Genomic DNA, 24,600 nt, shown 5'->3' with positions numbered 1-24,600 from the left:
TGTCGAGCGGTCAGCGCAGCGCGGTGCCGAAGAGCGCCGCCGTGTTCGGGGCCGCGACGTCCTTGGGGCCGAACGCCACGGAGCCGGTGGCGGTCAGGCCCGTGGCCGTGCCGCGCAGCGACCACAGGGCGCCCGCCCCGGCGTTCTCCCGCACGGAGGACGCGGCGAGGTCGGCGCGGCCGTCACCCGTGACGTCGGTCAGCGCCACGGCCGCACCGAACGCGTCGTCGGCCTCCGCCACTCCGGGAACGCCCGCCGTGTCCTGGTGGAACGCCTGCGCGCCGGTCCCGGTGACGCCGTTCTCGCCGCCGCGCACGAGGACGACCGCGCCCGCGTCGGCGACCGCCTTGACGTCCTCACCGCTCACGCCGAGCGCGATGTCCGCGTAACCGTCGCCCGTCACGTCCCCGACGGCGACCGAGCTGCCGAAGCGGTCGCCGTCCTCCTCGGCACCGGGCACGCCGGGCAGGTCCTGGTCGAACTTCTGCGTCTCGTCCGTGAGGCCGTCCGCCGAACCGAAGGCGACCACGGCCTTCGTCTCGTACCGGCTGTCGCCGACGACCAGGTCGTCGTGGTCGTCGCCGTTCACGTCACCCACGCCCAGCGCGCCGCGGGCGCCCGGCGCCGCGCCCCGCTCGAACCCGGTGGGGCTGCCGTACAGCACGCTGTTGCCCCACTCGCCGTCGCCCTCGTAGTCGTTCATGGCGATGTCGGAGCGGCCGTCGCCGTTGATGTCACCGACGGCCTGGGGGACCACCGGGCCCTTCACGGAGAGCGGGCCGTCCACACAGGTCTCGGGCTTCTCCGCGCAGACCGGGTTGGGGCGCTCGTCGCTGTCGTAGCTCCACCACTGCGACTTGTCCATGAAGTCGAGGGTCCTGGCGGGGGTGCCGGTCCGCTTGACCGGGCCCTTCCAGAGGCGGGCCTTCTGGTCGACCGGGTCGTCGCCGTACGAGCCCGCCCCGGAGAACAGGGCGAGGTCGGTCCTGCCGTCCCCGTCGAAGTCGCCGGCCTGCGGCGCGAAGCCGTGGTCGGCGATCCTGGTGCCGCCGGTCAGGCCCGACGGTGAACCCCAGAGGATCACCGCGCCCGCGCTCGCGCCCTTGCCGTCGGCGCCTATGACCAGGTCCGCGTAGCCGTCGCCGTCGAGGTCGCCCTTGGTGAAGGTGGAGCCGAAGGCCTGCTTCGCGGTGGCCGCGCCGGGCACACCTGTGGTGGAGCGGCTGATGACCTTCTTGTCGGCGGGGTCGAGACCGTTCTTCCAGCCGTACGTCACCACCACGTACCCGGCCTTGGCCTGCCCCGAGACGGTGCCGCCCGGCGCGCCGACGACGAGATCGCCGTAGCCGTCGCCGTTGAAGTCGTCCGCCGCGCCGGCGGCGGCCGCGCGCGGGGTGTCGGCGGCCGGAGCGGCGGCGTGGGCGGTGCCCTGCCCGAGGGCGAGGGCCGAGAGGCCCCCGCCCACCAGCAGGGAGGCGGCGATCACCGGCATGGTGAGACGGGCTGTGCGGCTGGTGCGCGACATACGGCGTACTTCCCTCGGTAGAGTTCCGCTGAGCGGCCTGCCGAGAGTTGACCGGTGGCCGCCGCCGAAGGTTGTACGCCGCCCCGGTCGCGGCGCCGCTACTGCGGCACGTTCAGGACGAAGTCGAAGTCCGCCTCCTTCGCGTTTCCGACGGTACGGACGTTCATCAGCAGCCGGGGGTCGAAGAGCGGGTCGGTGTTGTTGCGCGGCTCGCCGGGGAAGTAGAGCTGCGTCGTGAGGACCGGACGGCCCGGGGCCTGCACCTTGACGTGCAGGTGCCGGGTCCGCCCGGGGTACAGGCCCGGCACGACCGTGGTGAGCCTGAACGCGCCGTTGGCGTCGGTGAACTGGTGCCCGCGGAAGCGGAACCCGACGTTGTCGTACGTGCCGTAGGTGTCGGCCTGCCAGAAGTCCAGCAAGACCTGGCGTATGGGGCGGCAGGCCCGCCCGAAGACGTAACCGGTGACGGTGAGCCGCACCCCCGGCGTGCCCTGCTGGACGAGCGAGGTGCGCCGCGGGGAGTTGGGCTTGAAGTACGGGCCCTCCATCTGCGGGGGTGTCGGGTCGTCGCCGTCGTCACAGGTCGGGGTCAGCGCCGGGGCCTCGCCCCGCTCGCCCGCCGTCCGCGCGAGGGCCGGGACGCCCATGAGGCCCGCCACCGGCAGGGCCATGCCTGCCGCGGCGGCGGCTCTGAGCACCGTCTTGCGGCTCGGTCCCCGGCCGCGCCGCGGCCCGTTCTCGCCGCCCGCGCCGCGGGCGTCATCTCCGGCTCCGCTGCCGGTCTCGTCGTCCATCGCTCCTCCTGAGGGGGGTGGGGGTGGTTCCGGATCGGCTAAGAAGCTATGCCGAGGCGGCGGGCCGGGCGATGGACTGGAGCCGGTGGTCGTGGTGAATATCGCCGGTGCCACGCCGGAAGTCCCCCGGGCTCGTCCCGGTCTCGCGGCGGAAGAAGCGGCAGAAGTAGGCCGGATCGCCGAACCCGGCCCGCGCCGCTACCTGACGCACCGACAACTCCGTGTGCAGCAGCAGCCGTTTGGCCTCGTGCACCCTGGCCTGCCGGATGAGCTCCCCGGGCGTACGGCCGGTGGAGGTCTTCACCGCCTCGCTCAGATAGCCGACGGAGACGCCGAGCCGCTCCGCGCCCGTCCGCACCGAGTGCGAGGTCCCCTCGGGGCCGCCGAGCAGCGCCATGAACTCCGCGGCCACCGAACCCGGCCGCGACCGCGGCGGCGCGGGCGGTGCGGCGGCGGTCCTGCCCGAGGGCAGTCGCGCGGCCCGTACCACCAGGATGTGCAGCAGCGACCGCAGCACGCTGTGGAAACCCGTGGCGCCCGAACGGTACTCGCCGTCCAGGTCGGCGACGAGCCGCGCGGTCGACTCCGCGGCCTCGTCGGGCAGCGCGAGCGTGGCACGCCGGCCGAGCCCCCGCAGGAGGTCCCGGTCGGCGGGGTGGTCGAGGAGGAAGTCGTCGGTGAAGAGGATGACGCGGCCCTCGAGACCGGCGGCGTCCTCCCAGTGGTGGACCTGGCCGGGGGCGATGAAGCACAGGTGGGGCGGGCGCAGCGGGTAGCCGTCCAGGTCCACCACGTGCCTGCCGGTGCCGCCGGTGACGTGCACGATCTCGTGGAAGGTGTGCCGGTGGGGGAAGGCCGCCCGCGACATCGGCCCCATGGTGTCGAAGCTGCCGATGGCGAACGGCAGCGCGTTGGGCATCGGCACCTCCAGGCGGTGCGTCGGCATGCCGTCGCCGGACGGTTCTCCGTTGTTTCCCTCGCCGGGCAGAACCGTTGTGCCGCGCATGCGTACGCTCCTTGTCCCGAAGCCGTGGAGGCCGTGGAGGCCTTGGTCCGGACCAGTACCGGTCGACCGAACACCATGGCACGCGCGGCCCGTGCGGGGGAGAGGGCGTGTCAGACACGCGTCAGGGCCCGGCGGCACCATCGGATCGTCAGCGGGCCGGGGCGGCCGCCGAGAGCGCCCCCCATGGCCCATCCACGCGGAGTGAACTGCCGGGAGACAGCCGACATGGCCGTGAGACAGCTCGCACCACAGCGCGAAGGGAACGAACCGGACGCCGGGCGCCCACGCCTCGGCCGCGGCGGGAACCGGGGGAGGGGCGGGCGGGCCGCCCTGGCGTTCGCCGCCGTCAGCGCCGCCGTCCTGACCGTGTCACCGGCCTCGCAGAGCACCGCTTCGGCCTCGGCCGGCGCCGCCGCGGCCTGCCAGACGCGGGCCGAAGCCAGGCACACCGACTGGACCGGCATGCACTTCCTCGGTGACGTGGTGTGCGCGCACAACACCGGTTCGATCCGCGTGCAGTCCACCACCGACTCCACGGTGAACGGCCAGATCGCCTTCTCGCCGAGCTGGTTCGTCTGCTGGAAGCGCGGCAGCCCCTACCAGGGCGGCGACATCTGGTACTACACCCAGGGCGACACGGTCTCCGGCGCCAGGACGGCGAAGGGCTGGGGCTACCTCCCCGCCGCCGAACTCTCCTCGCCGACGCACCCCGTCCCGGGCCTGAAGCAGTGCACCTGGTCATGACACCGCCCCTCGCTCCCGCACCGCCCCTCGCCCCCGCCCGAGCCAACAGGAGTACGCGCATGAGCCGACCCTCCACGCCCGGCAAGCGCCGCACGGCCCTCGCGGGCGCCGCCCTCTGCCTGGCCCTGTCAGCGGCGGCGGCCCCCGCCGCCCAGGCGAGCCCGGCACCCGCGGCCGGTCCCGCCGACACGTCGCCCACCTGCTCACTGCGGCAGAACCAGCCGCACAGGGACACCCTCGGCAACGCCTTCAGCCTCGACCTGTACTGCGACAACCTGGCCTCCGACGCCTTCGGCCGCCCCGCGTTCAACGCGCCGGTCACCGGCCGCCTGAAGCTCTCCCCGAGCTGGTTCGTGTGCTGGACGCTGGGCGACGCCGCGCCCGACGGCAACAAGGTCTGGTACTACACCCAGGGCGACGAGGTGGTGAGCCTCCCCGGGATCAAGGGCTGGGGCATGGTGCCCGCCAAGGTCGTGCAGACCCAGAAGCACCCCTACCCCGGGCTGCCCCGCTGCCCCTGGGTCTGATCCGTACATCCCACGTACCCACCACAGTTCGGGAGACCACCGTGACTTCGCGACCCAGCAGAGCCCTCCGCACCCGTACGATCGCCGCCGCGCTGCTCGGCTGTGCGCTGATCGCGGGACCGGCCGTCGCCAGCGCCGGGGCGGGCACCGACGTCGGGACCAGGCAGGCCACCAACGGCGAGTGGCGCTACTGCCCCTACACCGGCGACCACCCGGAACTCGGCAAGGGCCACGCCAACGACGCCGTGGGCCATCTCCAGTGCATCCTGAACAGGGTCTACGGCTACAAGAGCGTCGCCCAGGACAAGATCTTCGGCGACGCCACGCTGGCCGCGGTCAAGAACTTCCAGCAGAGCGTCGGCCTGAGCGCGGACGGCTTCGTGGGCCCCAACACGTGGGCGGCCCTGCACCCGTAGCGCACGGCCTCAGTCGCCGCGCCGCAGCCGTACCGCGGCGACGGCGCCGCACACCGCGCCCACCGCGAGCACGGCCAGGCCCCGCAGCCACACCTCGCGCTCGACCTGCGTCGCGAGCACCACGCAGGAGACCGCGCCGAGAAACGGCACCACGAGCGGCGCCCGGAAGTGGTCGCGGGCCGCGGTGTCGCGGCGGCGCAGCACCAGCACCGAGGTGTTGACGAGGAAGAAGACCACCAGCAGCAGGAGCACCAGGGTCGAGGCGAGCGTGGCCACGTCACCGGTCAGCGCGAGCAGCAGGGCCAGTGCCGTGGTCGCGGCGATCGAGGCCCAGGGCGTGCGCCTGCCGGGCAGCACCTTGGTCAGGAAGGACGGCAGCAGCCCGTCGCGTGCCATGCCGTAGGCGAGGCGGGACGACATGATGCCGGTGAGCAGGGCGCCGTTGGCCACCGCCACCAGGGCGATGGCGCTGAACAGCTCGGTGGGGACGCCGCCCGCCTCCTTGACGACTTCGAGCAGCGGCCCGCTGGAGTCGGCCAGTGTCCTGGTCGGTACGGCCGCCGCGGCGGCGGCTCCGACCAGGGCGTACACCGCGCCCGCGGTGACCAGCGCGCCGAACAGGGCCCGCGGGTACGAGCGGCGCGGGTCGCGGGTCTCCTCGGCCACGTTGACGGACGTCTCGAAACCGACGAAGGAGTAGTAGGCGAGCACCGCGCCGGTCAGCACGGCCGCCGCGGGGCCGTGGCTCGCCGTCCCGAGCTGCGCCAGCCTGCCCACGTCGCCGTCGCCGCGCAGCACGATCCACAGGCCGAGCCCGACCACGATCACGAGACCGCTCACCTCGATGACCGTGGCCACGACGTTGGCCCGCGTCGACTCGCGGATGCCGCGGGCGTTCAGGAGCGCGAGCGCGGCGAGGAAGACGACCGTGACGAGCACGACGGGGAGCGTCACGAACTCGGACAGGTAGTCGCCGCCGAACCCGCGGGCCAGCGCGGCGACCGACACGATCCCCGCCGCGAGCATGCAGAACCCCGCGAGGAAGCCGGCGAAGGGCCCGTACGCCAGCGTGGCGTAGTGCGAGGCGCCGCCCGCGCGCGGGTACTTGGTGACCAGTTCGGCGTACGAGGTGGCCGTCAGGAGCGCCAGGCAGAGCGCCACGACCAGGGGCACCCAGACGGCGCCGCCGGAGTCGGCGGCCACCTGGCCCACCAGGACGTACACGCCCGCGCCGAGCACGTCCCCGAGGATGAAGAAGTACAGGAGAGGGGTGGTCAGGGCCTTCTTGAGCGGCGTCGGAGCGTCTGACGTCTGTGATGCGGTGCCGGAAGTTCTCACTCAGGGCCGTATACCCGCGGAGCCGCCCACCAGGCAGTACGTCCCCCGGACGCCCGCACATCCGCGAGGCGCACGGCTCTACACGTGGCCCCTGGCCGCCGCCGCGCGCCCGCCCGCGCCGAGCAGGCCCGTCGACGAGAACTCCGAGCGCGTCAGCTCCTGCCGGGCGAATCGGGTCACGAGCCCCGGCAGGGCGGCCCGCACCGCCTGCACGCCCCGCAGCCATCCCGGCACGTACACGCTGGTCTCCCGCCGCTCGATCGCGCGCACGAGGCGGCGGGCCACCGGCGCTGCGGGGTAGATCCTGCGGGCCGGCGGCGGCATGTGCGCCCGCAGTTCACGCAGTACGGGGTACTGGTCGGCGTCACGGATCATGTCCGTGTCGATCCAGTTCAGGTAGGCGATGCCCACGGCGACCCCCAGCGGGTCGAGTTCCGCGCGCAGGCCGTGGGCGAGGGACTCCGCGCCCGCCTTCGACGCGCAGTACGCGCTCATCATCGGGGCGGCGCCGATCGACGCCAGCGAGGCGATCTGGAGGTAGTGCCCGCGGGTGTGCAGGAGCTGGGGCAGGAAGGTGCGGGCGGTGATCGCGCTGCCCACGAGGTTCACCTCGATGACCCGCCGCCAGGTCGCGGGGTCGGAGTCGACGAACGGGCCGCCCTCGGCCACCCCGGCGTTCGCCACGACGACCGAGGCGGGGCCGAGCCGGCCGCGCACCTCCCGCGCCACGCGAGCCATCGCCGCGTCGTCGGTGACGTCCACGTGCCAGTGCCCCGATGCCGTCGGCAGCGCGGCGGCCACCCGGGCGAGCCCCCGCTCCTCCAGGCCGAGGAGCGCCACTTTCGCGCCGCGCGCGGCCAGCTCCGTGGCGACGGCCTCGCCGATACCGCGCGCGGCGCCGGTCACCACGGCCGTACGGCCGCGCAGGACGTGCTGTCGGTAGGTCACGGGCACTCCTCAGGTTGGCGGCCCCTCAGAACGCGACGCCCTCGGAGTCGGTGATGACCGCGTGCATGTTGCGCTCCATCATGAGCAGCGCGGCCTGGGCCAGGTCGGGGTGGATATGGGCCACCGCGTCCTCGGGCACCGTCACCCGCAGATGGCGAATGTGCGCGTCGAGGGCGGAATACAGCACGCATTGCTCGGTCACCTGCCCGGAAAGGACCACGTGGTCGACGTCGAGCTGGGAGAGCAGATAAGTCAGCGGTGTCTCGAAGAAGATTGAATGACGGGCTTTCACCACGAACAGCGACGCGTCATCCGGCCGCACGGGACGGACCAGCTCGGAATGCGGCCCGGACAGGGCGGTGTCGACGATCTCCCCGTGATGGGAGCGCCATTCGCCGAAATTGTCATTCACATAGATGACCGGTACACCCTCCCTCCGCGCCCGCTCGATCAGCCCCACGACCGAGGGCAACGCCTTGCGTACGGACGGGATGAGCTGCTCGGCGTCGGGGTGATCGTACGTATTGATCATGTCGATGACGATGAGCGCGCTTTTACCCATGCGCCCATGATGGCACTGCGGATGGCGGTCGCATGTTCTCGGCAGGGACGGCCCATCGCGTACCCCGCGGGGCCCCGGCCAATCGGCATTCCCCGCCCCGCCCCGGACGGCGCAGTGCATGTGTCTCCCTCCGGGGGACGGGGTACCCGTCGTCACGCGATATCGCCCCTGCCCAGTGCCACTCACCCTGCGCGTGGCACCGTACCGTCGAAGGATCGGAACCCAGTGAGCGAGAAGAAGAACCCGGTGGCGGCCGCCGCGGAGAAGGCTGTGGAAAAGGTCCAGAAGGCCATGCGCACGGGAAATGAGATTCCCGGCGCACCCGGCCCGGAGGCCGTGCCGGTCGCCGAACCCACGGAACCGCGGGAGCCGCTGCCGCCCAAGCCCGACCAGCGCGGCCCGGACACCTACAGTCCCACCGGACAGGCGACCGGGGTGCCGCAGGACAAGGTCGCCCAGGACGGCGCCTACCTGACCACCGCCCAGGGCGCGCGCCTGTACGACACCGACCACTCGCTGAAGGCGGGGCCCCGCGGCCCCGTGCTGTTGCAGGACCACCACCTGCGCGAGAAGATCACCCACTTCGACCACGAGCGCATCCCCGAGCGGGTCGTGCACGCCCGGGGCGCCGCCGCGCACGGCGTCTTCCGGGGCTACGGCTCCGCGGCCGGGATCACCAAGGCGGACTTCCTCGCCGAGGGCGTCGAGACCCCGGTCTACGTCCGCTTCTCCACCGTCCTGGGCTCACGCGGCTCCGCGGACACCGTGCGGGACACCCGGGGCTTCGCCACGAAGTTCTACACCCAGGAGGGCGTCTTCGACCTCGTGGGCAACAACATCCCGGTGTTCTTCATCCAGGACGCGATCAAGTTCCCCGACATCATCCACGCGGGCAAGCCGCACCCCGACCGCGAGATCCCGCAGGCGCAGAGCGCCCACGACACCTTCTGGGACTTCGTCACCCTCCACACCGAGGCCACCTTCCACACGATGTGGAACATGTCGGACCGCGGAATCCCGCGCTCCTACCGGATGATGGAGGGCTTCGGCGTCCACACCTTCCGCCTCGTCAACGCCGAAGGCGCCACCACACTGGTGAAGTTCCACTGGAAGCCGCGGCTCGGCGTCCACTCCATGGTCTGGGAGGAGGCGCAGATCACCGGCGGTGTCGACCCCGACTTCCACCGCCGCGACCTCGCCGACGCCATCGAGGCGGGCGCGTACCCGGAGTGGGAGCTGGGCGTCCAGACCTTCCCCGACACCCCTGACCAGATGTTCGAGGGCATCGACCTGATCGACCCCACGAAGATCGTGCCCGAGGAGCTGGCGCCGGTCCGCCCGATCGGCCTGATGACCCTCAACGCCAATCCGTCGAACTACTTCGCCGAGACCGAGCAGGTCGCCTTCCACCCGGGCCACCTCGTACCGGGCATCGACGTCACCAACGACCCGCTGCTGCAGGGCCGCCTCTTCTCCTACCTCGACACGCAGATCAGCAGGCTCGGCGGCCCCAACTTCGGGCAGCTCCCGATCAACCGCACCCACGCACCCGTCAACGACATGTTGCGCGACGGCATGCACCAGACCGCCGTGCACCGGGGCGTGGCGCCCTACCGGCCCAACTCCGCCGACGGCGGCTGCCCCTTCCTCGCCGGAGCCGACACCGGGGCCTACATCGAGGTGCCCGCGGAGGTGGCCGCCTCCCGCAAGGTGCGCGAGGCGCCGGTCACCTTCGACGACCACTTCAGCCAGCCCCGGCAGTTCTGGCTCAGCATGACCCCCGTCGAGCGCGAACACCTCGCCGCCGCCTACACCTTCGAGCTCGGCAAGTGCTGGGAGACCGGCATCAAGGAGCGGGGACTCCAGGTGCTCGCCAACATCGACCCGGAGCTCTGCTCCCAGGTCGCGAAGGGACTCGGCCTGCCCGCGCCCCGGCCCATCGGCCCGCTCGCCGATGTCGCGCCCAGCCCCGCCCTCTCCCAGGTGGGCGAGGAGTGGCCGGTCGACGGCCGCATCATCGGCATCGTCACCGACGGCGCCGACCTGGACGGCGTCCGCTCGGTACGCCAGGAGATCCTGGACGCCGGCATGGTCCCGCTGGTCATCGCTCCGGCCGGCGGCAAGCTGGGGCTCGACGGTGACCCGGTCGCCGTGCAGCGCACCTTCACCACCGCGCGGTCCATCGAGTTCGACGCCATCCTCCTCGCCGCCGCGCCCGCCCCGGCCCCCGACGCCTACGGGGCGCGCGACGCCAAGGTCGACGACAAGGCGGCCGGAGCGGGCATCGACCCCCGGGTGCTGCTCCTCGTCACGGAGGCCTTCCGGCACGGCAAGGCCCTCGGCGCCTGGGGCCCGGGCCTGCTCGCCCTCGAATCGGCCGGCCTGTCCTCCGGCACCGCGGGCGTGGCCACGGGCGAACCCACCGCCGTGCTGCGTACGGTCACCCAACTGCTCGGCGGCCACCGCGCCTGGGAGCGCTTCGGCCCGGCCCTCTGACGCGTGATCCGTTGGCCCGCCCACGGTCCAGTGAAATGGCCGTGTGGTGGGCCAATGGTCCAGTGGGCATGGCCACGGTTGAGCCAGGGGGCGATCAGATGGTCTGATGGTGTCGTCGATGGCGCTGCGGGATTCCGCGGCGCCTTTTTCATGCGGGTTCCTCTCGGAGAACCGCGGCGAACCGCACGGACCGGACGCGAAAGGGGCGGAGAGACAGTGTTGAAGAAGGTGTTCATGGCGCCGGATCCGGGACGGATGCGGCTGCGCTTCGCCTCCCGGGCCGTCCTCGGCATCGGCGGGGCGGTGGCGGTGTGCGGCCTGGCCGGGCATTCGCTCGTCGCGGCGATCACGGGCGGGCTCGCCGCGCTGCTCGCCCTCTTCACCGTCGGCGACGCCACGGTCCGGGGACAGGCGGTCACCACCGCCCTGCTGCCCGCCGTCGGATTCCCCGTACTCGCCGTCGCCGCCCTGCTGCACGACGTGCCCGTGGCGCGCGACGCCGCCTTCCTCGCCGTCATGGGAGCCGGCGTGTACGCGCGGCGCTGGGGGCCGCGCGGGCACTCCCTCGGGGTGTTCGCGTTCATGATGTTCTTCGCGACGCAGTTCCTGCACACGGTCCCCGGCCAGCTCCCCGAGCTGTTCGCCGCCGTCCTGCTCTCGCTCTGCACCGCGGCGGCCGTCCGGTTCGGCGCCTGGTGCTACGAACGCGGGCTGCCCCCGGCCGCCGTCCCGCCGCCCCACCCCGGCACCGGACTCGCCCGTACGACGACACGGCAGGCCGTGCAGGCCGTCGCGGGCGGCGCCTTCGCGCTCGCCGCCGGCCAGGTGCTCTCCGAACAGCGCTGGTACTGGGCCGTGGGCGCCACCTGGTGGGTCTTCGTCAACACCGCGTCCAGCGGGGAGACCCTGGTCCGCAGCTTCCGCCGGGTACTCGGCACGGTCATCGGCATCGCCCTCGGCCTGGTCGTCGCCGTGCCGCTGCACGGGGCGCCCGTCCCCTCGGCGGTCATCGTCGCCGTCAGCGTCTTCGGCATCTTCTACACGGCCGCCGTCTCCTACACCTGGATGATGCTCGCGGTGACCGTCATGGCCGGCGTGCTCTACGGCCTGCTCGGGGTGCTCGACCCGGCCCTGCTCGCCCTGCGGGTGACCGAGACCGGGGCGGGAGCCCTCGGCGCCGCCCTCGCGGTGCTGCTCGTCCTGCCCGTGACCACGCATGCCACCACCCACGCCTGGATCGAACGCGCCCTGCGCTGCGTGCACGCCTGCACCGCCGAGGCCGCGGCCCGGCTCGCCGGTTCGGGGACGGCCGACCCCGCGCCCCGCGTCGCCGAGCTGGAACAGCTCCTCGGCAAGGTGCGCCTCTCCCTCGCCCCGCTCGTCCACCCGCTCAGCCCGCTGCGGGCCCGCAAGGAACGCGCCCGGCGGGTCATCGCCCTGCTCGACGCCTGCGCCGACGAGGTGCGCGGCCTGGCCTCGATCGCCGCGGACCCCGAGGCGTCCCACGACGACCGGCTCGCCGCCGCCTGCTGGCGCGTGGAGTCCGCGGTGGAGGCGCTGACCGGGCCCGCCGGGGGCGCTCGCGGAGCGGCCGGGCCCGCCGAGGTGCCGCACGGCTCCGTCGCCGAACCGGCCCTCGCCCATCTGCACGGCCTGGAGAAGGCCCTCGCCGAGCTGGCCGACCCCCTGCACAGCTCCCCGCGGACACCGCTGATCGGGGCCTGATCGCGCCGCGGGGCTTCAGACGTGCCGTCCGGGGCAACAGGGAGTCATGAAGATACTCATCATCGTGGTGCTCGTCGCCCTCGCCGTGTCCTGGTACCTGCACTCCCAGAAGCGGCGCTGAAGCGAAAAGAGCCCCGGCTGGACGGGGGAGACCAGCCGGGGCCGCAGAGAGTGGCACGCGGAGGGCGGTCGCCTCTCGGCGAAAGGCTCCATGGGGCTTCAGCCGAACGATCTTCCCCATGGGCTATAGGTGAGGCCCGGGGACACTGTCCCCTCCGCAGCCACATATGGATGAACGGTGAACCAGCCATGAATGTTCCGCCGCCCGCCCGCGCGGGAGAGTGAGCTGCGACACACACGGTGACCACGGGCTCGCCCCTCCCCACCTGGTCTAGACCCACTGCTAGCGTCGGCCGCACGAGCGGCGCCCGGCACGCGGCGCCCCGGTCGAGAGGGGACAGCAGTGGTCGTGGGCAAGCAGGCCGGACGGGCCTACATCGGATCCTTCACCGCCGCCGGAGGCTTCGGGGTCCTCACCGCGGCCGTCGACGCGGACACCGGCGCACTGACCGTCCTCAGCACCACCGACGCGGTCGCCGACCCGTCCTACCTCGCCCTCTCGCCCACCGGGAACATCCTCTACGCGGTCAGCGAGACGTCCGACGGCGCCGTCGCCGCGTACCGCCTCGACGGGGACAAGCCGGAGCTCGACGGCAAGCCCGTACCGGTCGGCTCGGCCCCCACCCACCTCGACCTGTACGACGGCCACCTGCTCACCGCCAACTACCGGTCGGGCAGCGTCACCGCCGTACCGCTGCGCGAGGACGGCGGCCTCGCCGCCACCCCGTCCAGCGAACTGCGGCACACAGGGTCCGGCCCGCACCCGCAGCGCCAGCAGGGCCCGCACGCCCACCAGGTCCTCGCCGACCCCAGCGGCCGCTGGGCCGTCAGCGTCGACCTCGGGACGGACTCCGTGCGCGTCTGCGCGTTCGGCGACGACGGTCTGACCCTCCACCGCGAGGTCGCCGTGCGCCCCGGCTCGGGACCGCGGCACCTCGCCTTCCACCCGGACGGCGACCGCGCCTACCTCCTCAACGAACTGGCGCCCACCCTCACCACCTGCTCCTGGGACGCGGAGACCGGCGCCCTCAAGCCGCTCAGCGAGGTCTCCGTCCTCGCCGACGCCCCCGAGGGCGACGTCTACCCCTCCGAGGTCGTCGTCGCCCCCGACGGGCGGTTCGTGTGGACCGCCACGCGCGGCACGGACGTCATCTCGGTCCTCGCCCTCGGCGGCCCGGACGAGGCGCCCCGGCTCGCCGCCACGGTGCCGTGCGGCGGGCACTGGCCGCGTGACCTGGCCGTCCACCCCTCCGGCCGCCACCTCTACGCGGCCAACGAGCGCTCCGGTGACGTCACCTGGTTCACGATCGACCAGGGCACGGGCATCCCCCGCAAGGCCGGTGCGATCGACGCGCCCGCAGCCTCCTGCGTGATCTTCGGCTGAGCCCGCCCGGCCCGCGTACACGGATGGGCCCGCCCCCACATCGGGGCGGGCCCATCCGCGTACGTACGCGCGGTGCCACGCGTACGGGAAGTGCTCAGTGCACCGGCGCGCCCGAAGGCTGCTGCGGGGCGATGCCCAGCGCCGTCGTGTACTTCGACAGCGCCAGCTTGCCGATCGCCGGGTAGGGGCCGAGCGGGTCGGCGGACGAGCAGCCCGCTTCCTTCGCGGCCGCGTCGAGCAGGCCCTCGTCGAGCTCGGGGCCGATCAGGTACGGGGCCAGGGCGAGCTGGGCCGAGCCCGAACCGCGCAGCTGCTCGGCGATCGCCGCGACGGCGCCCTCCTGGTCGAGCGCGGCGGCCATCACCGGCACCGCGAGGCGCGCGGCGAGCAGCATGCCGGTGATCCCGGCGGCCTGCACGGCCTCCTCGCCGCCGACCGTGGCCAGGATGATGCCGTCCGCCGCGGTGGCCACGGTGAACAGCCGGGCCCGGTCGGCGCGGGCGAGGCCCGCCTCCGACAGGCGCACGTGCAGCGCCTCGGCGAGCAGCGGGTGCGGGCCGAGCACATCGGTCAGCTCGGCGGGGGCGTGGCTGTCCATGACGGACTGCCGGATGCGCCGCATCAGCGCGCTGTCGGGGCCCGCGAGCAGCGGCACGACGACCGCGACGGGGCCCTCCGGCTCTGCGGCCTCGGCGCCGGCCTCGCGCGCGCGCTCGAAGCGGGCGGTGCGCTCGGCCGTCGCGTGCGCGAGCACGGAGTGCAGCGAGGGGAACTCGGGGAAGGACGTGACGGTGGCGTCCTCCGTACCGTCGACGTAGCCGATCCTGGCGTCGAGGCCGGGCAGCTCGGAGCGGGCGATGCTCACGACCTCTTCGGCGAGGCTGCGCGTGGTGGTGCTGGGGGCGCCCGGCACGGCGAGAACCAGTGCGGGCGCGCCCTCAGGAGCCGCGACGGGCTCCGGACGGCGGTGCCGGCCCGGCTGACGGGGGCGCGGCATTCGTACGGGCAGGCCGGATGCGGGCCCAGTGGGGGAGCTCATGCGCCCGCATGCTACTGGCTTGCGGCCTTACGCTGTTCGGGGAGGGTGCAGGTGGGCGGTATAAGTCCGTTTTTGTCTGATGAATTACGCAGAGGTCAACTGCCCGCCCTGCCCGCCCCGCTCTTCCTGCCCATGGACGGAGAGCATGTGCGCGTCGCGCGGCAGCAGCAGCCGGTCAGCCGCCAGGTCGCCCGCGATGCGCAGGGCGCCGTCCAGCGGATCGCCCGCGGCGGGAACCTGCCGCGCCCCCGGCAGCGACTCCGACAATTCCCCGCGCAACGGGCCGAGCAGCGGCTCGCCCATCGCGAAGAGACCCCCGGTGAGCGCCACTTCGCTCACCACGTCCTTCGGACAGACGGCCGCGGCGGCCTCGGCGATATGCCGGGCGGCATCCCGGAGGATGCCGCGCGCCACCGCGTCGTCCGCCGCGCAGGCCGCGACCTCGGGCGCGAAGGAGGCGAGGACCGCGGGCCGGTCCGCCCGCGGATAGAGCTGCCCCGGCAGCCCGGCCGGCGGACCGAAGACGGCCTCCGCGCGGTCCCGCAGCGCCCGCGAACCGCCCCGCCTGCCGTCGTGCGCCCGCATCGCCGCTTCGAGCCCCGCGCGTCCGATCCAGGCCCCGCCTCCGCAGTCGCCGAGGAGATGCCCCCAGCCGTCGGCGCGACGCCACACGGCGAGATCCGTGCCGACCGCGACCAGCCCGGTGCCCGCGGCCACCACCGCGCCTGGGCGGTCACCCAGCGCGCCCGCGTACGCCGTCACCGCGTCCGCGGCCAGCGCCACCCGCCCCACACCCAGCTCCCGGCCGAACGCGGCGGGCAGCCGCGCCCGCAGGTCGTCGCCGAGCGTCGCCATCCCGGCGGCGCCGACCGCGACCGCCGAGATCCGTTCGCAGCCCGCCGCGGCCAGGAGGGACCGCGCCATGGGCAGCAGCAGCTCCATGAAGTGCCCGGCGTCGATGCCGCGCGGCCCGGTGCGCACCGGCTCGGCCGAGCGCACCGGCTCCGGGCACGGCACCCCCTCCGGAGTCCCGAGAGCGGCCCGCAGACCGGAGCCTCCCGAGTCGACGCCCAGTACGCACGCGGCCGCGGTCACGGCAGCCGCCAGTCCACCGGCTGCGCGCCCTGCCGTACGAGGAGGTCGTTGACCCGGCTGAACGGGCGCGAGCCGAAGAACCCGCGGTCCGCCGACATCGGCGAGGGATGCGAGGACTCCACCGACGGCAACTGCCCGAGCAGCGGCCGCAGATTGCGCGCGTCCCGTCCCCAGAGGATCGACACCAGCGGCTTGCCGCGCGCGGCGAGCGACCTTATCGCCTGCTCGGTCACCTCTTCCCAGCCCTTGCCGCGGTGCGCGGCCGGCTTGCGCGGGGCCGTGGTCAGCGCCCTGTTGAGCAACAGCACGCCCTGCCGCGTCCACGGCGTGAGGTCACCGCTGGCGGGCGGCGGCAGGCCCAGGTCGTCGCCCAGCTCGCGGTAGATGTTGATGAGGCTGCCGGGCAGCGGACGCACCTCGGGCGCGACCGAGAACGAGAGCCCCACCGCGTGACCGGGCGTGGGGTAGGGGTCCTGGCCGACGATCAGGACGCGGACGTCGTCGAAGGGCTGCTGGAAGGCGCGCAGGACGTTCGGGCCCGCCGGGAGGTAGGTGCGTCCCGCGGCGATCTCCGCGCGCAGGAAGTCCCCCATCCCGGCGATCCGTTCGGCCACCGGCTCCAGGGCCTTGGCCCAGCCTGGTTCGACGATCTCATGCAAGGGTCGTGGTGCCACGCGGTCACCCTACTGCCGTCACACGGCCCTCGATCAACCGATGGCCGCGGCCCGCACGCAGAGCACGTCCGGCAGGTGCGAGGCGACCGACTGCCAGGTGTCGCCGTCGTCGGCCGACGCGAACACCTCGCCGTTGCGATTGCCGAAGTAGATGCCCGCCGGGTCCATGCCGTCGGTGCACATCGCGTCCCTCAACACCGTGCCGTAGTGGTCCTCCTGGGGGAGCCCCGCACTCAACGGCTCCCAGCTCTCGCCCGCGTCCGCCGTGCGGAACACCCGGCAGCGGCGGTCCGCGGGGACCCGGTCCATGTCCGCGTTGATCGGGAACACATACGCCGTCCCGCCGCGGTGCGGGTGGGCCACCACGGCGAAGCCGAAGTCGGAGGGCAGGCCGCCGCCGATGTCCGTCCAGTGGGCCCCCGCGTCGTCGCTGCGATACACCCCCCAGTGGTTCTGGAGATACAGCCGGTCCGGGTCGGCCGCGTCCCGCGCCACCTTGTGCACGCACTGCCCGAACTCCGGGTCCTCGTCCGGCAGGAACACCGCGGAGACGCCCTTGTTCGAGGGGGCCCAGCTCGCACCGCCGTCCTGGGTGCGGAACACGCCCGCCGTGGAGACCGCGACGGTCACCGAACGGGCGTCGCGGGCGTCGGTCAGGACGGTGTGCAGGCCCTCGCCACCGCCGCCCGGCACCCACTGGGAGCGGGTCGGGTGCTCCCACAGCGGACGCACCAGCTCGAAGCTCTCGCCGCGGTCCTCCGAGCGGTACAGCGCGGCGGGCTCCGTGCCGGCGTAGACCACGTCGGGTTCGGCCGCCGACGGGTGGAGCTGCCACACCCGCTCAAGGGACGCGCCCGTGTCCTTCGGGAACTTCACCGCGGGCTTCGCGGGCTCCGTCCACGTCCGGCCGAGATCGTCGGAGTGGAAGACGGACGGGCCCCAGTGCGCGCTGTCACCCCCCACGAGCAGCCTGGGGCGCGGGCCACGGGTGTCGATCGCGACGGAATACACCGCCTGCGCGTTGAAGTACGGGCTGTCGTCGAACTCCCAGGCGCCACCGCGCCTGCGGCCGATGAACAGGCCCTTGCGGGTGCCTACGGACAGAAGGACTTCGGCCATGGCGGCCACCTCCGCGACGTCGTTGTCTCAGGTATCCGTCAGTCTGCACCCCACCACTGACAGTCTCCCCTCGACCGGCGTTCCCGCAGGTCGGACACCGTGTCCCCGGAGGCCGTGTCTCACACGCCGTGTCCCGGGCGCCGCGCCTCAGGCGTCATGTCCCCGCCCGCGCGGTCCGGCGGCGACAGTTCGGCCGCCGCGTCCGCGATCGCCGCGGGGCCCACCCGGCAGCACCCGCCGATCAGCCGCGCCCCCGCGGCCCGCCACCCGGCGACCATGCCGGGCTCGAACCGCGCCGGGCCGCGCCACGCCCGCGCCCCGGCGTCCCAGGACTCCCCGCTGTTGGGGTAGACGACCACCGGCAGGCCGGTGACGCGCCGGGCCACGGCGACCGCCGCCCCGACGTCACGCGGATCGCAGCAGTTCACGCCCACCGCGATCACTTCCTCCGCCTCCGCGGCGAGCGCGAACGCCTCCTCCAGCGGCTGCCCCGCGCGCGTGCGCCCGCCCGCCACGCTGTACGAAAGCCAGGCGGGCACCCCGAGGCCGCGCACCGCCCGCAGCAGGGCCCGCGCCTCGTCGGTGTCGGGCACCGTCTCCAGGGCCAGCACGTCGGGCTCCGCCGCGGCGAGCGTCTCCAGGCGCGGCCGGTGGAAGCGCTCCAGGTCCGCCATGGCGACCCCGTACCGGCCGCGGTACTCGGAGCCGTCCGCGAGCATCGCGCCGTAGGGCCCCGCCGAAGCGGCCACCCACACCTCACGGCCGAGGCCCGCGCCGGCCCGCCGCGCCAGCTCCACGCTCAGCCGGAGCAGTTCGGCGGTGCGGCGGGCGTCGATGCCGTGCCGGGCGAACCCCTCGTACGTGGCCTGGTAGCTCGCGGTGATGGCGACCTCGGCGCCCGCCTCGTAGTAGGCGCGGTGGGCGGCCTCGATCGCCGTCGGCTCGTCGGCGAGCAGCCGCGCCGACCACAGGGCGTCGCTCAGGTCGTGCCCGGCGGCCTCCAACTGGTTGGAGAGGCCGCCGTCGAGCACGACCGGGCGGTGGTTCAGGGCATCCGCGAGTCTCACACCGCCGACGCTAGCCGAGGCGCGGCGGCCAGGGGGAAGTGACAGGCCACCTGGTGCGCGCCGCCGTGCGGCGTGCCGGCCTCGGGCTCGGTGGTGGCGCAGATGTCCTGGGCGAGGGGGCAGCGGGTGCGGAAGCGGCAGCCGGAGGGCGGCGCGGCAGCCGAGGGGGTCTCGCCCTTGAGCGGGGAGAGTCCGCTCCGGTCGCCGTCCCCCGTCGAGACCACCGGCAGGTTGACCGTGTCGAGCAGGCCCCGCGTGTACGGGTGCAGCGGCTGCGCGTACACCCGCTCGGCGGGCCCCGCCTCCACCAGTTTGCCGAGGTACATCACGCCGACCGTGTCCGCCAGGTGCCGTACGACGGCCAGGTCGTGCGAGATGAACAGATAGGTCAGGCCGCGCTCGCGCTGGAGCTCCCGCATCAGGTTGAGGATCTGCGCCTGCACGGAGACGTCGAGCGCGGAGACCGGCTCGTCGGCGACGACCAGGTCGGGCGAGAGCGTCAGCGCGCGGGCCAGGCCCAGGCGCTGCCGCTGGCCGCCGGAGAACTCGTGCGGGTAGCGGTGCACGGCGCCGCGCGGCAGACCGACCGCGTCGAGCAGTTCCGCGACCCGTTCCTCCTGCTCGGCCCGGCCCCCGACGCCCTGGATGACCAGGGGCTCGCGCAGGATCTCGCCGACCCGCATCCGGGGGTCCATCGCGGCGGTGGAGTCCTGGAACATGAGCTGGACGCGGCGCCGGTGCGCGCGCCGCTCGGCCCGGGACATCCGGGACGGATCGGCGCCCTCGAAGCGCACGGCTCCCGCGGTCGGCTCCTCCAGGCCCGCGACGATCCGGCCGAGCGTGGTCTTCCCGCAGCCCGACTCGCCGACCATGCCGAACGTCTCGCCCCTGCGGATGGTGAGCGACACCCCGCCGACCGCGCTGACGGTGCCCCGGCCGCGCGAGAACGCGCCGCCCTTGAGCGGGAACTCCTTGACCAGCGTGTCGAGTTCGAGGAGTACGTCACCCGGCGCGGCGGCCGGCGGCGCGGGCGCGGGCCGCACGACGTCCGCGTCCGGAGCGGCCTCGTCGGGGACCGGGTGGAAACACGCGAAGCGGTGCTCCGTGCCCCCCGTCCCGTCGCCGGTGAGCCACGGTTCCTCGCTGTGGCACTCGTCGGTGGCGAAGGAGCAGCGCGGTGCGAAGCGGCAGCCTGCCGGGCGCGTGACGAGGCTCGGCGGCAGGCCGGGGATGGTGTGCAGCTCGGTGCCGCTGCCGGCGGCCCGCTCGGGCAGCGCGGCGAAGAGGGCCTCGGTGTAGCGGTGGCGGGGGCGTTCGAAGAGGTCGCGCACGCCGGAGTGCTCGGCGACCTTGCCCGCGTACATCACGGCGACGCGGTCGACGCGGTTGGCGATGACCCCGAGGTCGTGGGTGACGAGGATCATCGCCATGCCCAGGCGGGAGCGCAGGTCGTCGACGAGTTCGAGGATCTGGTGCTGTGTCGTCACGTCGAGCGCGGTGGTCGGCTCGTCCGCGATCAGCAGCTTCGGCTCGCAGACCAGGGCCATGGCGATCGCGACGCGTTGGCGCATGCCGCCGGAGAGCTGGTGCGGGTAGGCCTTCATGCGCTCGGCGGGCTGCGGCATGCCGACCAGGCGCAGCATCTCCTCGGCGCGGCTCCACGCCTCCTTCCTGCCGATGCCGGGCCGGTGCAGCAGGAGCGGCTCGGCGACCTGGGCGCCGATGGTCATGGTCGGGTTGAGGGAGGTCAAGGGGTCCTGGAAGACCATGCCGATGGTGTTCCCGCGTACGTCCTGGAGGACGGGTGCGGGGGCCGAGGCGAGGTCCTGGCCGTCGAAGAGGACCCGGCCGCCGGTGATCTCGCCGCCCGGCGGGAGCAGGCCGAGGACGCTCAGGGCGGTCATCGTCTTGCCGCTGCCCGATTCGCCGACGATGCCGAGGGCTTCGCCGGGGGCGAGGCTCAGGGAGACGCCGTCCAGGGCGTGGACGGTGCGCTCGCGCGAGGCGATGTCGACGTGCAGGTCCTCGATGGTGAGCAGCGGGTCGCCGCTCCGGGTGCCGGCCGTGTCTGCGGTCATGTCCGCGGTCATCTCTGTGGTTCTCCCTTACTTCCGCAGCCGGACTTCGAAGGCGTCCCGCAGCCCGTCACCGATGAAGTTGAACGCGGCGACGACCAGCACGATCGCGATGCCCGGCGGGAAGATCAGCCACCAGTAGCCGTTCTGGGTGTAGGTGATGCCGGCGGAGAGCATGGAGCCCCAGTCGGCGGAGGGCGGCGGGATGCTCAGCCCGAGGAAGGCGAGGTAGCTGACGTAGAGGATCGCGTCGGCTATCTGGAAGGTGCAGTTGACGATGACGGTGCCGATGGCGTTGGGCACGATGTGCTTGAAGACGGCCCGCGCGCCGCCGCCGCCCATCATCCGCATGGCCTGGACGTACTCGCGGTTGCGCAGGGACAGCGCCTCGCCGCGCACCAGGCGGGCGGGGGAGAGCCAGGCGACGGCCGCGATGATCATGATCAGAACGCCCTTGCTGGGCGTGATGATGGCGGCGACCACGACGAGCAGGAACATGGCGGGGATGGCGAGCGCCGCGTCGGTGATCCGCATCATGGCGGCGTCGGTCCAGCCGCCGAAGTACCCGGAGACGGCGCCGTAGACGGTGCCGAAGAGGGTGGCGAGGAGCCCCGCCGCCAGGCCGATCTCCAGCGAGGTCTGCCCGGCCACCATCAGGCGGCCGATCATGTCGTACCCGAGGTCGGTGGTGCCCAGGAGGTGACCGGGGCTGCCGGGCGGCAGGTTGGCCCGGGAGAGGTCGGTGTGGACCTGCTCGGTGTCGTACACCAGGGGCCCGAGGTAGCTGAAGGCGAGCAGCAGGAGCAGGACGACCACGCCGGTCAGGGCGAGCTTGTTGCCGGTGAAGACCCGCAGGGTGCGGCGGGCGAGCGAGGGCGTGGCCCGCGCGGCCTCCTCGTTCCCCGGAGCGGCCCCGGGGCCGGTGACAGGGACGGCGGTGCTACTCATGCCACGCTCCGGATCCGGGGGTCGAGGACGGCGTACAGGATGTCGGTGAGCAGGGAGCCGACGACGGTGGCGATGCCGACGACGAGGGTCACGCCGAGCAGTACGGGGAAGTCGGAGCCCTGCGCCGCGTTCCAGAACAGCAGCCCCATGCCGGGGTAGTTGAACATCGACTCGACGACGAGGGCGCCGCTGAAGAGGGTCGGCAGATAGAGGCCGAGCAGCGTCGCGAGGGGGATCAGGGCGTTGCGCAGGACGTGCCTGACCATGATGCGGCGGCTCGACTGGCCCTTGGCCATGGCGGTACGGACGTACTCCTCGGTGAGGTTGTCGAGCACGGCGGAGCGCATGTAGCGGCTGAACATCGCGATGATGCCGAAGGCCATGGTGACCACGGGCAGGATCAGTCCGGTGAAGTCGCCGAGCAGGTCGGTGATGGTCTCACCTTGTGGCGCCTCGGCCGGGAAGACCGGCATGACCTGCGCGAACAGGATGATCATGATGAGGCCGAGGAAGAAGACGGGCGTCGCGTACAGCAGGAAGGTGAGCCCGGTCAGCGCGTAGTCGGACGCCTTGCCGCGCCGGACGGCCTGGAGCAGGCCGAGGGGTACGGCGATGATCACGGCGAGGGCGGTCGAAAGGACGGTGAGGAGCAGGGTCTTCGGCAGACGCTGCCTCAGCAGGTCGAGGACGGGCGAGTTGAGCTTGAAGGACTCGCCGAGGTCGCCGGTGACCAGGCGCTTCAGGTACATCAGGTACTGCGTGGGCAGCGAACGGTCGTACCCCTGCTGGTGGTTGAAGTGCTCGATCTGCTGCGGGGTGCCCTTCGGGCCGAGGATGGCGCGCGCGGGGCCGCCCGGCAGCAGGTGCAGGAGCACGAAGACGATGACGGAGACGAGGAAGAGGACGACGATCGCCTGGAGGAAGCGCTTGACCAGAAAGCCGGTGAAGCCGGTCACTTCTCGGCCCCCTTCTTCTTGACGTAGTACCAGTGCTGGGGCGAGAAGGTGACGGTCGGGTTCTGCTCGATCCCGCGCAGGTCGTTGCGGATCACCGAGACCTGGTAGGCGGGGTTGGGCATCCACATCACCGGGAGCTGTTCGGCGAGGTACTCGCCGTACTCGTGCACGGCCGTCATGTCGGGGGAGTACTGCACGCCCCGGATGATGCGGTCGGCCCTCTTGTCGCTGTAGTTGCCGAAGTTGGCGGAGGCTCCGGTGGAGAAGAGCTGCTCACCGCTGGGGTTGAGCGGGTAGTACCAGCTCCCCGCGGTGCCGAAGAAGGACATGTCCCAGTCGCAGCCGGGGTCCTTCGCCGCGCAGGGCACGGAGTTGCCGAGCACGGAGTTGAGCGGCTGCTGGCGGACGGTCAGGTCGATGCCCGCCTTGGAGAGCGAGGACTTGAGTTCCTGCATCATGTTCGTCGTCTCGGTGGAGCCGGACTGGGAGAGCAGGGTCAGCTCCAGCGGAGTGCCCTTCCCGATGCCCTTGCCGCACTCGTCGTCGCCGGTCCCGGGGCGTACGCAGCGTGCGGTGCCGTCCTCGATCCGCCAGCCGTGGCCGGTGAGCAGCCGCTTGGCCGTGCCGACGGAGAAGGGGTACCGGTTCTTCTCCATGGCCTTGGAGAGGTACTGGCTCTTGGGGGTGACCGGCACGGGGCCGAGCGTCGGCGTGGCGCTGCCCTGCCAGATGACGTCGCTCATCGACTTCTGGTCGACGAGGTGCTGCATGGCCCGGCGGATGTAGAGCTGGTCCATCAGCGGGCCGCCGCGCGTGGAGTTGAAGTTGTAGACGATGTACGTCGCCGCCCAGCCCTCCCAGGGATCGACGCGGTAGCCCTTGGCCTCGAACTTCTCCTTCTGCGCCATCACCGACGGCGGGATGTAGCCGTAGTCGACGCCGCCCGAACGCAGCACGTTGTACTCGGAGTCGGCCGTGGTGAACGGCTTGAAGACCACCTTGTCCAGGTGCGGTCGCTCCGACTTCGGGCCGGTGTACTTCTCGTTCGGCACGATGGTGACCTGGCCGCTGTCGCGCCAGCCGGCCAGCTTCCACGGCCCGTTGACCGTCTTCCAGAGCGGATCGGTGGCGTACGAGCCGAGGCTCTTCGCGTGCCGGGTGAGGCGGGCGAAGACGGCCTTGGCGCCCGCGGGCGTGCGGTCCCAGTCCCCGATCCTGCCGCCGTCGGTCTTCGCGTCCCAGGCGTGCTGGGGCAGCGCCCGCAGCAGGGAGAGCTGGTTGGCGGTGAACCAGTCGGGGTTGTACGCGCGCGTCAGGTGCAGCCGTACGGTGTGGTCGTCGAGGGTCTCGAACCGCTTGACGTTGTCCGGCATGGTGCCCACCGAGTAGCTGCCCCAGTCCGCCTTGTTGGCCTTGACGAGGCGGAACCAGAACTCGATGTCGCGTGCGGTGACCGGCTTGCCGTCGGACCATGTGACGCCCTCGCGCAGCGGCACGGTGACGGTCTTGTTGCCGTCGCCGTACTTCGGCTCCAGGCCCAGCGTGCCGGGGCCGTGCGTGGTCAGCTCGCCCTTCGCCTCGTCCTGCACGGCGTCGTACACCGGCGTGAACATCAGCGAGTAGATCGCGTAGTTGTAGGAGCCCCCGTAGCCGGGCGCGCCGATCGGGAAGATCCAGTTGGGCGTCGCGGCCGGCGGCAGTGCCATGGTCGCGGTGCCGCCCTCGACGGGGGTGCCGCCGGTGGGGCCCATGTCGATGCTGCCGCCCTCGCGGGTGCAGCCGGTGAGGGCCACCACGAGGACGAGCAGCGCTGCCGCCGCGGACCGGAGTGAACGCATGGCGATGGGCCTCCAAGGGGTACGGGCCGGTCCCGTGCCGGAGAACGACGGGGCGGCGCCCGAACGCTAGGCCGCAGATGAAAAACAAGTCAATAGCTTCATTCGACAAGAACCGGAAGATCGGCCGGGGTAGCCAACTTGCTTCGATCAGTTCTAGTGTTCCTCTTGTCACCGAATGAACTCGCCGAATGAACTAGACGAACG

General features: G+C 72.7%; 20 protein-coding genes and 1 pseudogene. 6 read left to right on the top strand and 15 right to left on the bottom strand.

The window, feature by feature from the left end:
• Positions 1 to 10 precede the first annotated feature (10 nt).
• From ACZ6JY_RS17160 to ACZ6JY_RS17150, 3 genes and pseudogenes are all read right to left on the bottom strand, one after another.
• Entirely contained in the window at positions 11 to 1,525 is a 1,515-nt protein-coding gene (locus ACZ6JY_RS17160) for an FG-GAP-like repeat-containing protein (RefSeq protein ID WP_469196788.1), read from the bottom strand.
• Between the two features lie 101 nt (positions 1,526 to 1,626).
• Positions 1,627 to 2,319: pseudogene (locus tag ACZ6JY_RS17155) on the bottom strand (dioxygenase family protein); the annotation flags it as partial.
• A gap of 46 nt (positions 2,320 to 2,365) precedes the next feature.
• Positions 2,366 to 3,325, bottom strand: a complete 960-nt coding sequence (locus tag ACZ6JY_RS17150) for a helix-turn-helix transcriptional regulator (RefSeq protein ID WP_469196786.1) — start codon at positions 3,323 to 3,325, stop codon at positions 2,366 to 2,368.
• 225 nt (positions 3,326 to 3,550) lie between these two features.
• On the opposite strand from ACZ6JY_RS17150, the gene ACZ6JY_RS17145 reads away from it, so the two are divergent.
• The 3 genes from ACZ6JY_RS17145 to ACZ6JY_RS17135 are packed head-to-tail and all read left to right on the top strand — an operon-like array spanning position 3,551 to position 5,012.
• Positions 3,551 to 4,069, top strand: a complete 519-nt coding sequence (locus ACZ6JY_RS17145) for a hypothetical protein (protein ID WP_469196784.1) — start codon at positions 3,551 to 3,553, stop codon at positions 4,067 to 4,069.
• Between the two features lie 59 nt (positions 4,070 to 4,128).
• Entirely contained in the window at positions 4,129 to 4,596 is a 468-nt protein-coding gene (locus ACZ6JY_RS17140) for a hypothetical protein (protein ID WP_469196782.1), read from the top strand.
• A 41-nt stretch (positions 4,597 to 4,637) separates the two neighbouring features.
• The gene (locus tag ACZ6JY_RS17135; RefSeq protein WP_469196781.1) at positions 4,638 to 5,012 is read left to right on the top strand and encodes a peptidoglycan-binding domain-containing protein; all 375 of its coding nucleotides are present in this window, start codon (positions 4,638 to 4,640) and stop codon (positions 5,010 to 5,012) included.
• Positions 5,013 to 5,021: 9 nt separating this feature from the next.
• Here ACZ6JY_RS17135 and ACZ6JY_RS17130 read toward each other — a convergent pair whose 3' ends face one another.
• The 3 genes from ACZ6JY_RS17130 to ACZ6JY_RS17120 form a co-directional block, all read right to left on the bottom strand.
• Positions 5,022 to 6,350, bottom strand: a complete 1,329-nt coding sequence (locus tag ACZ6JY_RS17130; protein ID WP_469196779.1) for an APC family permease — start codon at positions 6,348 to 6,350, stop codon at positions 5,022 to 5,024.
• Positions 6,351 to 6,428: 78 nt separating this feature from the next.
• The gene (locus ACZ6JY_RS17125; RefSeq protein ID WP_469196777.1) at positions 6,429 to 7,298 is read right to left on the bottom strand and encodes an SDR family oxidoreductase; all 870 of its coding nucleotides are present in this window, start codon (positions 7,296 to 7,298) and stop codon (positions 6,429 to 6,431) included.
• A 25-nt stretch (positions 7,299 to 7,323) separates the two neighbouring features.
• The gene (locus ACZ6JY_RS17120; protein WP_469196775.1) at positions 7,324 to 7,860 is read right to left on the bottom strand and encodes a cysteine hydrolase family protein; all 537 of its coding nucleotides are present in this window, start codon (positions 7,858 to 7,860) and stop codon (positions 7,324 to 7,326) included.
• Between the two features lie 225 nt (positions 7,861 to 8,085).
• Here ACZ6JY_RS17120 and ACZ6JY_RS17115 point away from each other — a divergent pair, with 225 nt between their 5' ends.
• From ACZ6JY_RS17115 to ACZ6JY_RS17105, 3 genes are all read left to right on the top strand, one after another.
• A complete protein-coding gene (locus tag ACZ6JY_RS17115) occupies positions 8,086 to 10,356 on the top strand; it encodes a catalase (protein WP_469196773.1) in 2,271 nt (756 codons plus the stop codon).
• Between the two features lie 216 nt (positions 10,357 to 10,572).
• Complete coding sequence (locus ACZ6JY_RS17110) at positions 10,573 to 12,081, top strand: FUSC family protein (protein ID WP_469196771.1); 1,509 nt, start codon at positions 10,573 to 10,575, stop codon at positions 12,079 to 12,081.
• 463 nt (positions 12,082 to 12,544) lie between these two features.
• The gene (locus ACZ6JY_RS17105) at positions 12,545 to 13,585 is read left to right on the top strand and encodes a lactonase family protein (protein ID WP_469196769.1); all 1,041 of its coding nucleotides are present in this window, start codon (positions 12,545 to 12,547) and stop codon (positions 13,583 to 13,585) included.
• Positions 13,586 to 13,679: 94 nt separating this feature from the next.
• Here the strand turns inward: ACZ6JY_RS17105 and ACZ6JY_RS17100 are convergent, their stop codons facing one another.
• The 9 genes from ACZ6JY_RS17100 to ACZ6JY_RS17060 all read right to left on the bottom strand — a co-directional run bounded on the left by ACZ6JY_RS17100 (position 13,680) and on the right by ACZ6JY_RS17060 (position 24,396).
• On the bottom strand, positions 13,680 to 14,624 hold the full coding sequence (locus tag ACZ6JY_RS17100) for a sirohydrochlorin chelatase (protein ID WP_469196767.1): 945 nt from the start codon (positions 14,622 to 14,624) through the stop codon (positions 13,680 to 13,682).
• 84 nt (positions 14,625 to 14,708) lie between these two features.
• Positions 14,709 to 15,719 (bottom strand): N-acetylglucosamine kinase, encoded by a 1,011-nt coding sequence (locus ACZ6JY_RS17095; RefSeq protein WP_469196765.1) that lies wholly within the window; start codon positions 15,717 to 15,719, stop codon positions 14,709 to 14,711.
• Positions 15,716 to 16,393 (bottom strand): uracil-DNA glycosylase, encoded by a 678-nt coding sequence (locus ACZ6JY_RS17090; RefSeq protein ID WP_469196763.1) that lies wholly within the window; start codon positions 16,391 to 16,393, stop codon positions 15,716 to 15,718. The genes ACZ6JY_RS17095 and ACZ6JY_RS17090 overlap by 4 nt, the downstream gene beginning before the upstream one ends.
• Before the next feature lie 33 nt (positions 16,394 to 16,426).
• Entirely contained in the window at positions 16,427 to 17,512 is a 1,086-nt protein-coding gene (locus ACZ6JY_RS17085) for a WD40/YVTN/BNR-like repeat-containing protein (RefSeq protein ID WP_469196761.1), read from the bottom strand.
• A gap of 119 nt (positions 17,513 to 17,631) precedes the next feature.
• Complete coding sequence (gene mmuM / locus ACZ6JY_RS17080; RefSeq protein WP_469196759.1) at positions 17,632 to 18,579, bottom strand: homocysteine S-methyltransferase; 948 nt, start codon at positions 18,577 to 18,579, stop codon at positions 17,632 to 17,634.
• On the bottom strand, positions 18,576 to 20,657 hold the full coding sequence (locus ACZ6JY_RS17075; protein WP_469196757.1) for an ABC transporter ATP-binding protein: 2,082 nt from the start codon (positions 20,655 to 20,657) through the stop codon (positions 18,576 to 18,578). The genes mmuM and ACZ6JY_RS17075 overlap by 4 nt, the downstream gene beginning before the upstream one ends.
• Before the next feature lie 27 nt (positions 20,658 to 20,684).
• Positions 20,685 to 21,602, bottom strand: coding sequence for an ABC transporter permease (locus ACZ6JY_RS17070; protein ID WP_469196755.1), 918 nt, complete (start codon positions 21,600 to 21,602; stop codon positions 20,685 to 20,687).
• A complete protein-coding gene (locus tag ACZ6JY_RS17065; RefSeq protein ID WP_469196753.1) occupies positions 21,599 to 22,558 on the bottom strand; it encodes an ABC transporter permease in 960 nt (319 codons plus the stop codon). Before ACZ6JY_RS17065 ends, ACZ6JY_RS17070 begins: the two co-directional genes overlap by 4 nt.
• On the bottom strand, positions 22,555 to 24,396 hold the full coding sequence (locus tag ACZ6JY_RS17060; protein ID WP_469196751.1) for a peptide ABC transporter substrate-binding protein: 1,842 nt from the start codon (positions 24,394 to 24,396) through the stop codon (positions 22,555 to 22,557). The genes ACZ6JY_RS17065 and ACZ6JY_RS17060 overlap by 4 nt, the downstream gene beginning before the upstream one ends.
• Positions 24,397 to 24,600: the final 204 nt, after the last annotated feature.

The sequence above is a fragment of the Streptomyces sp. NPDC046335 genome, from assembly GCF_055587985.1.
This window is presented reverse-complemented; position numbering and strand designations above follow the sequence as displayed.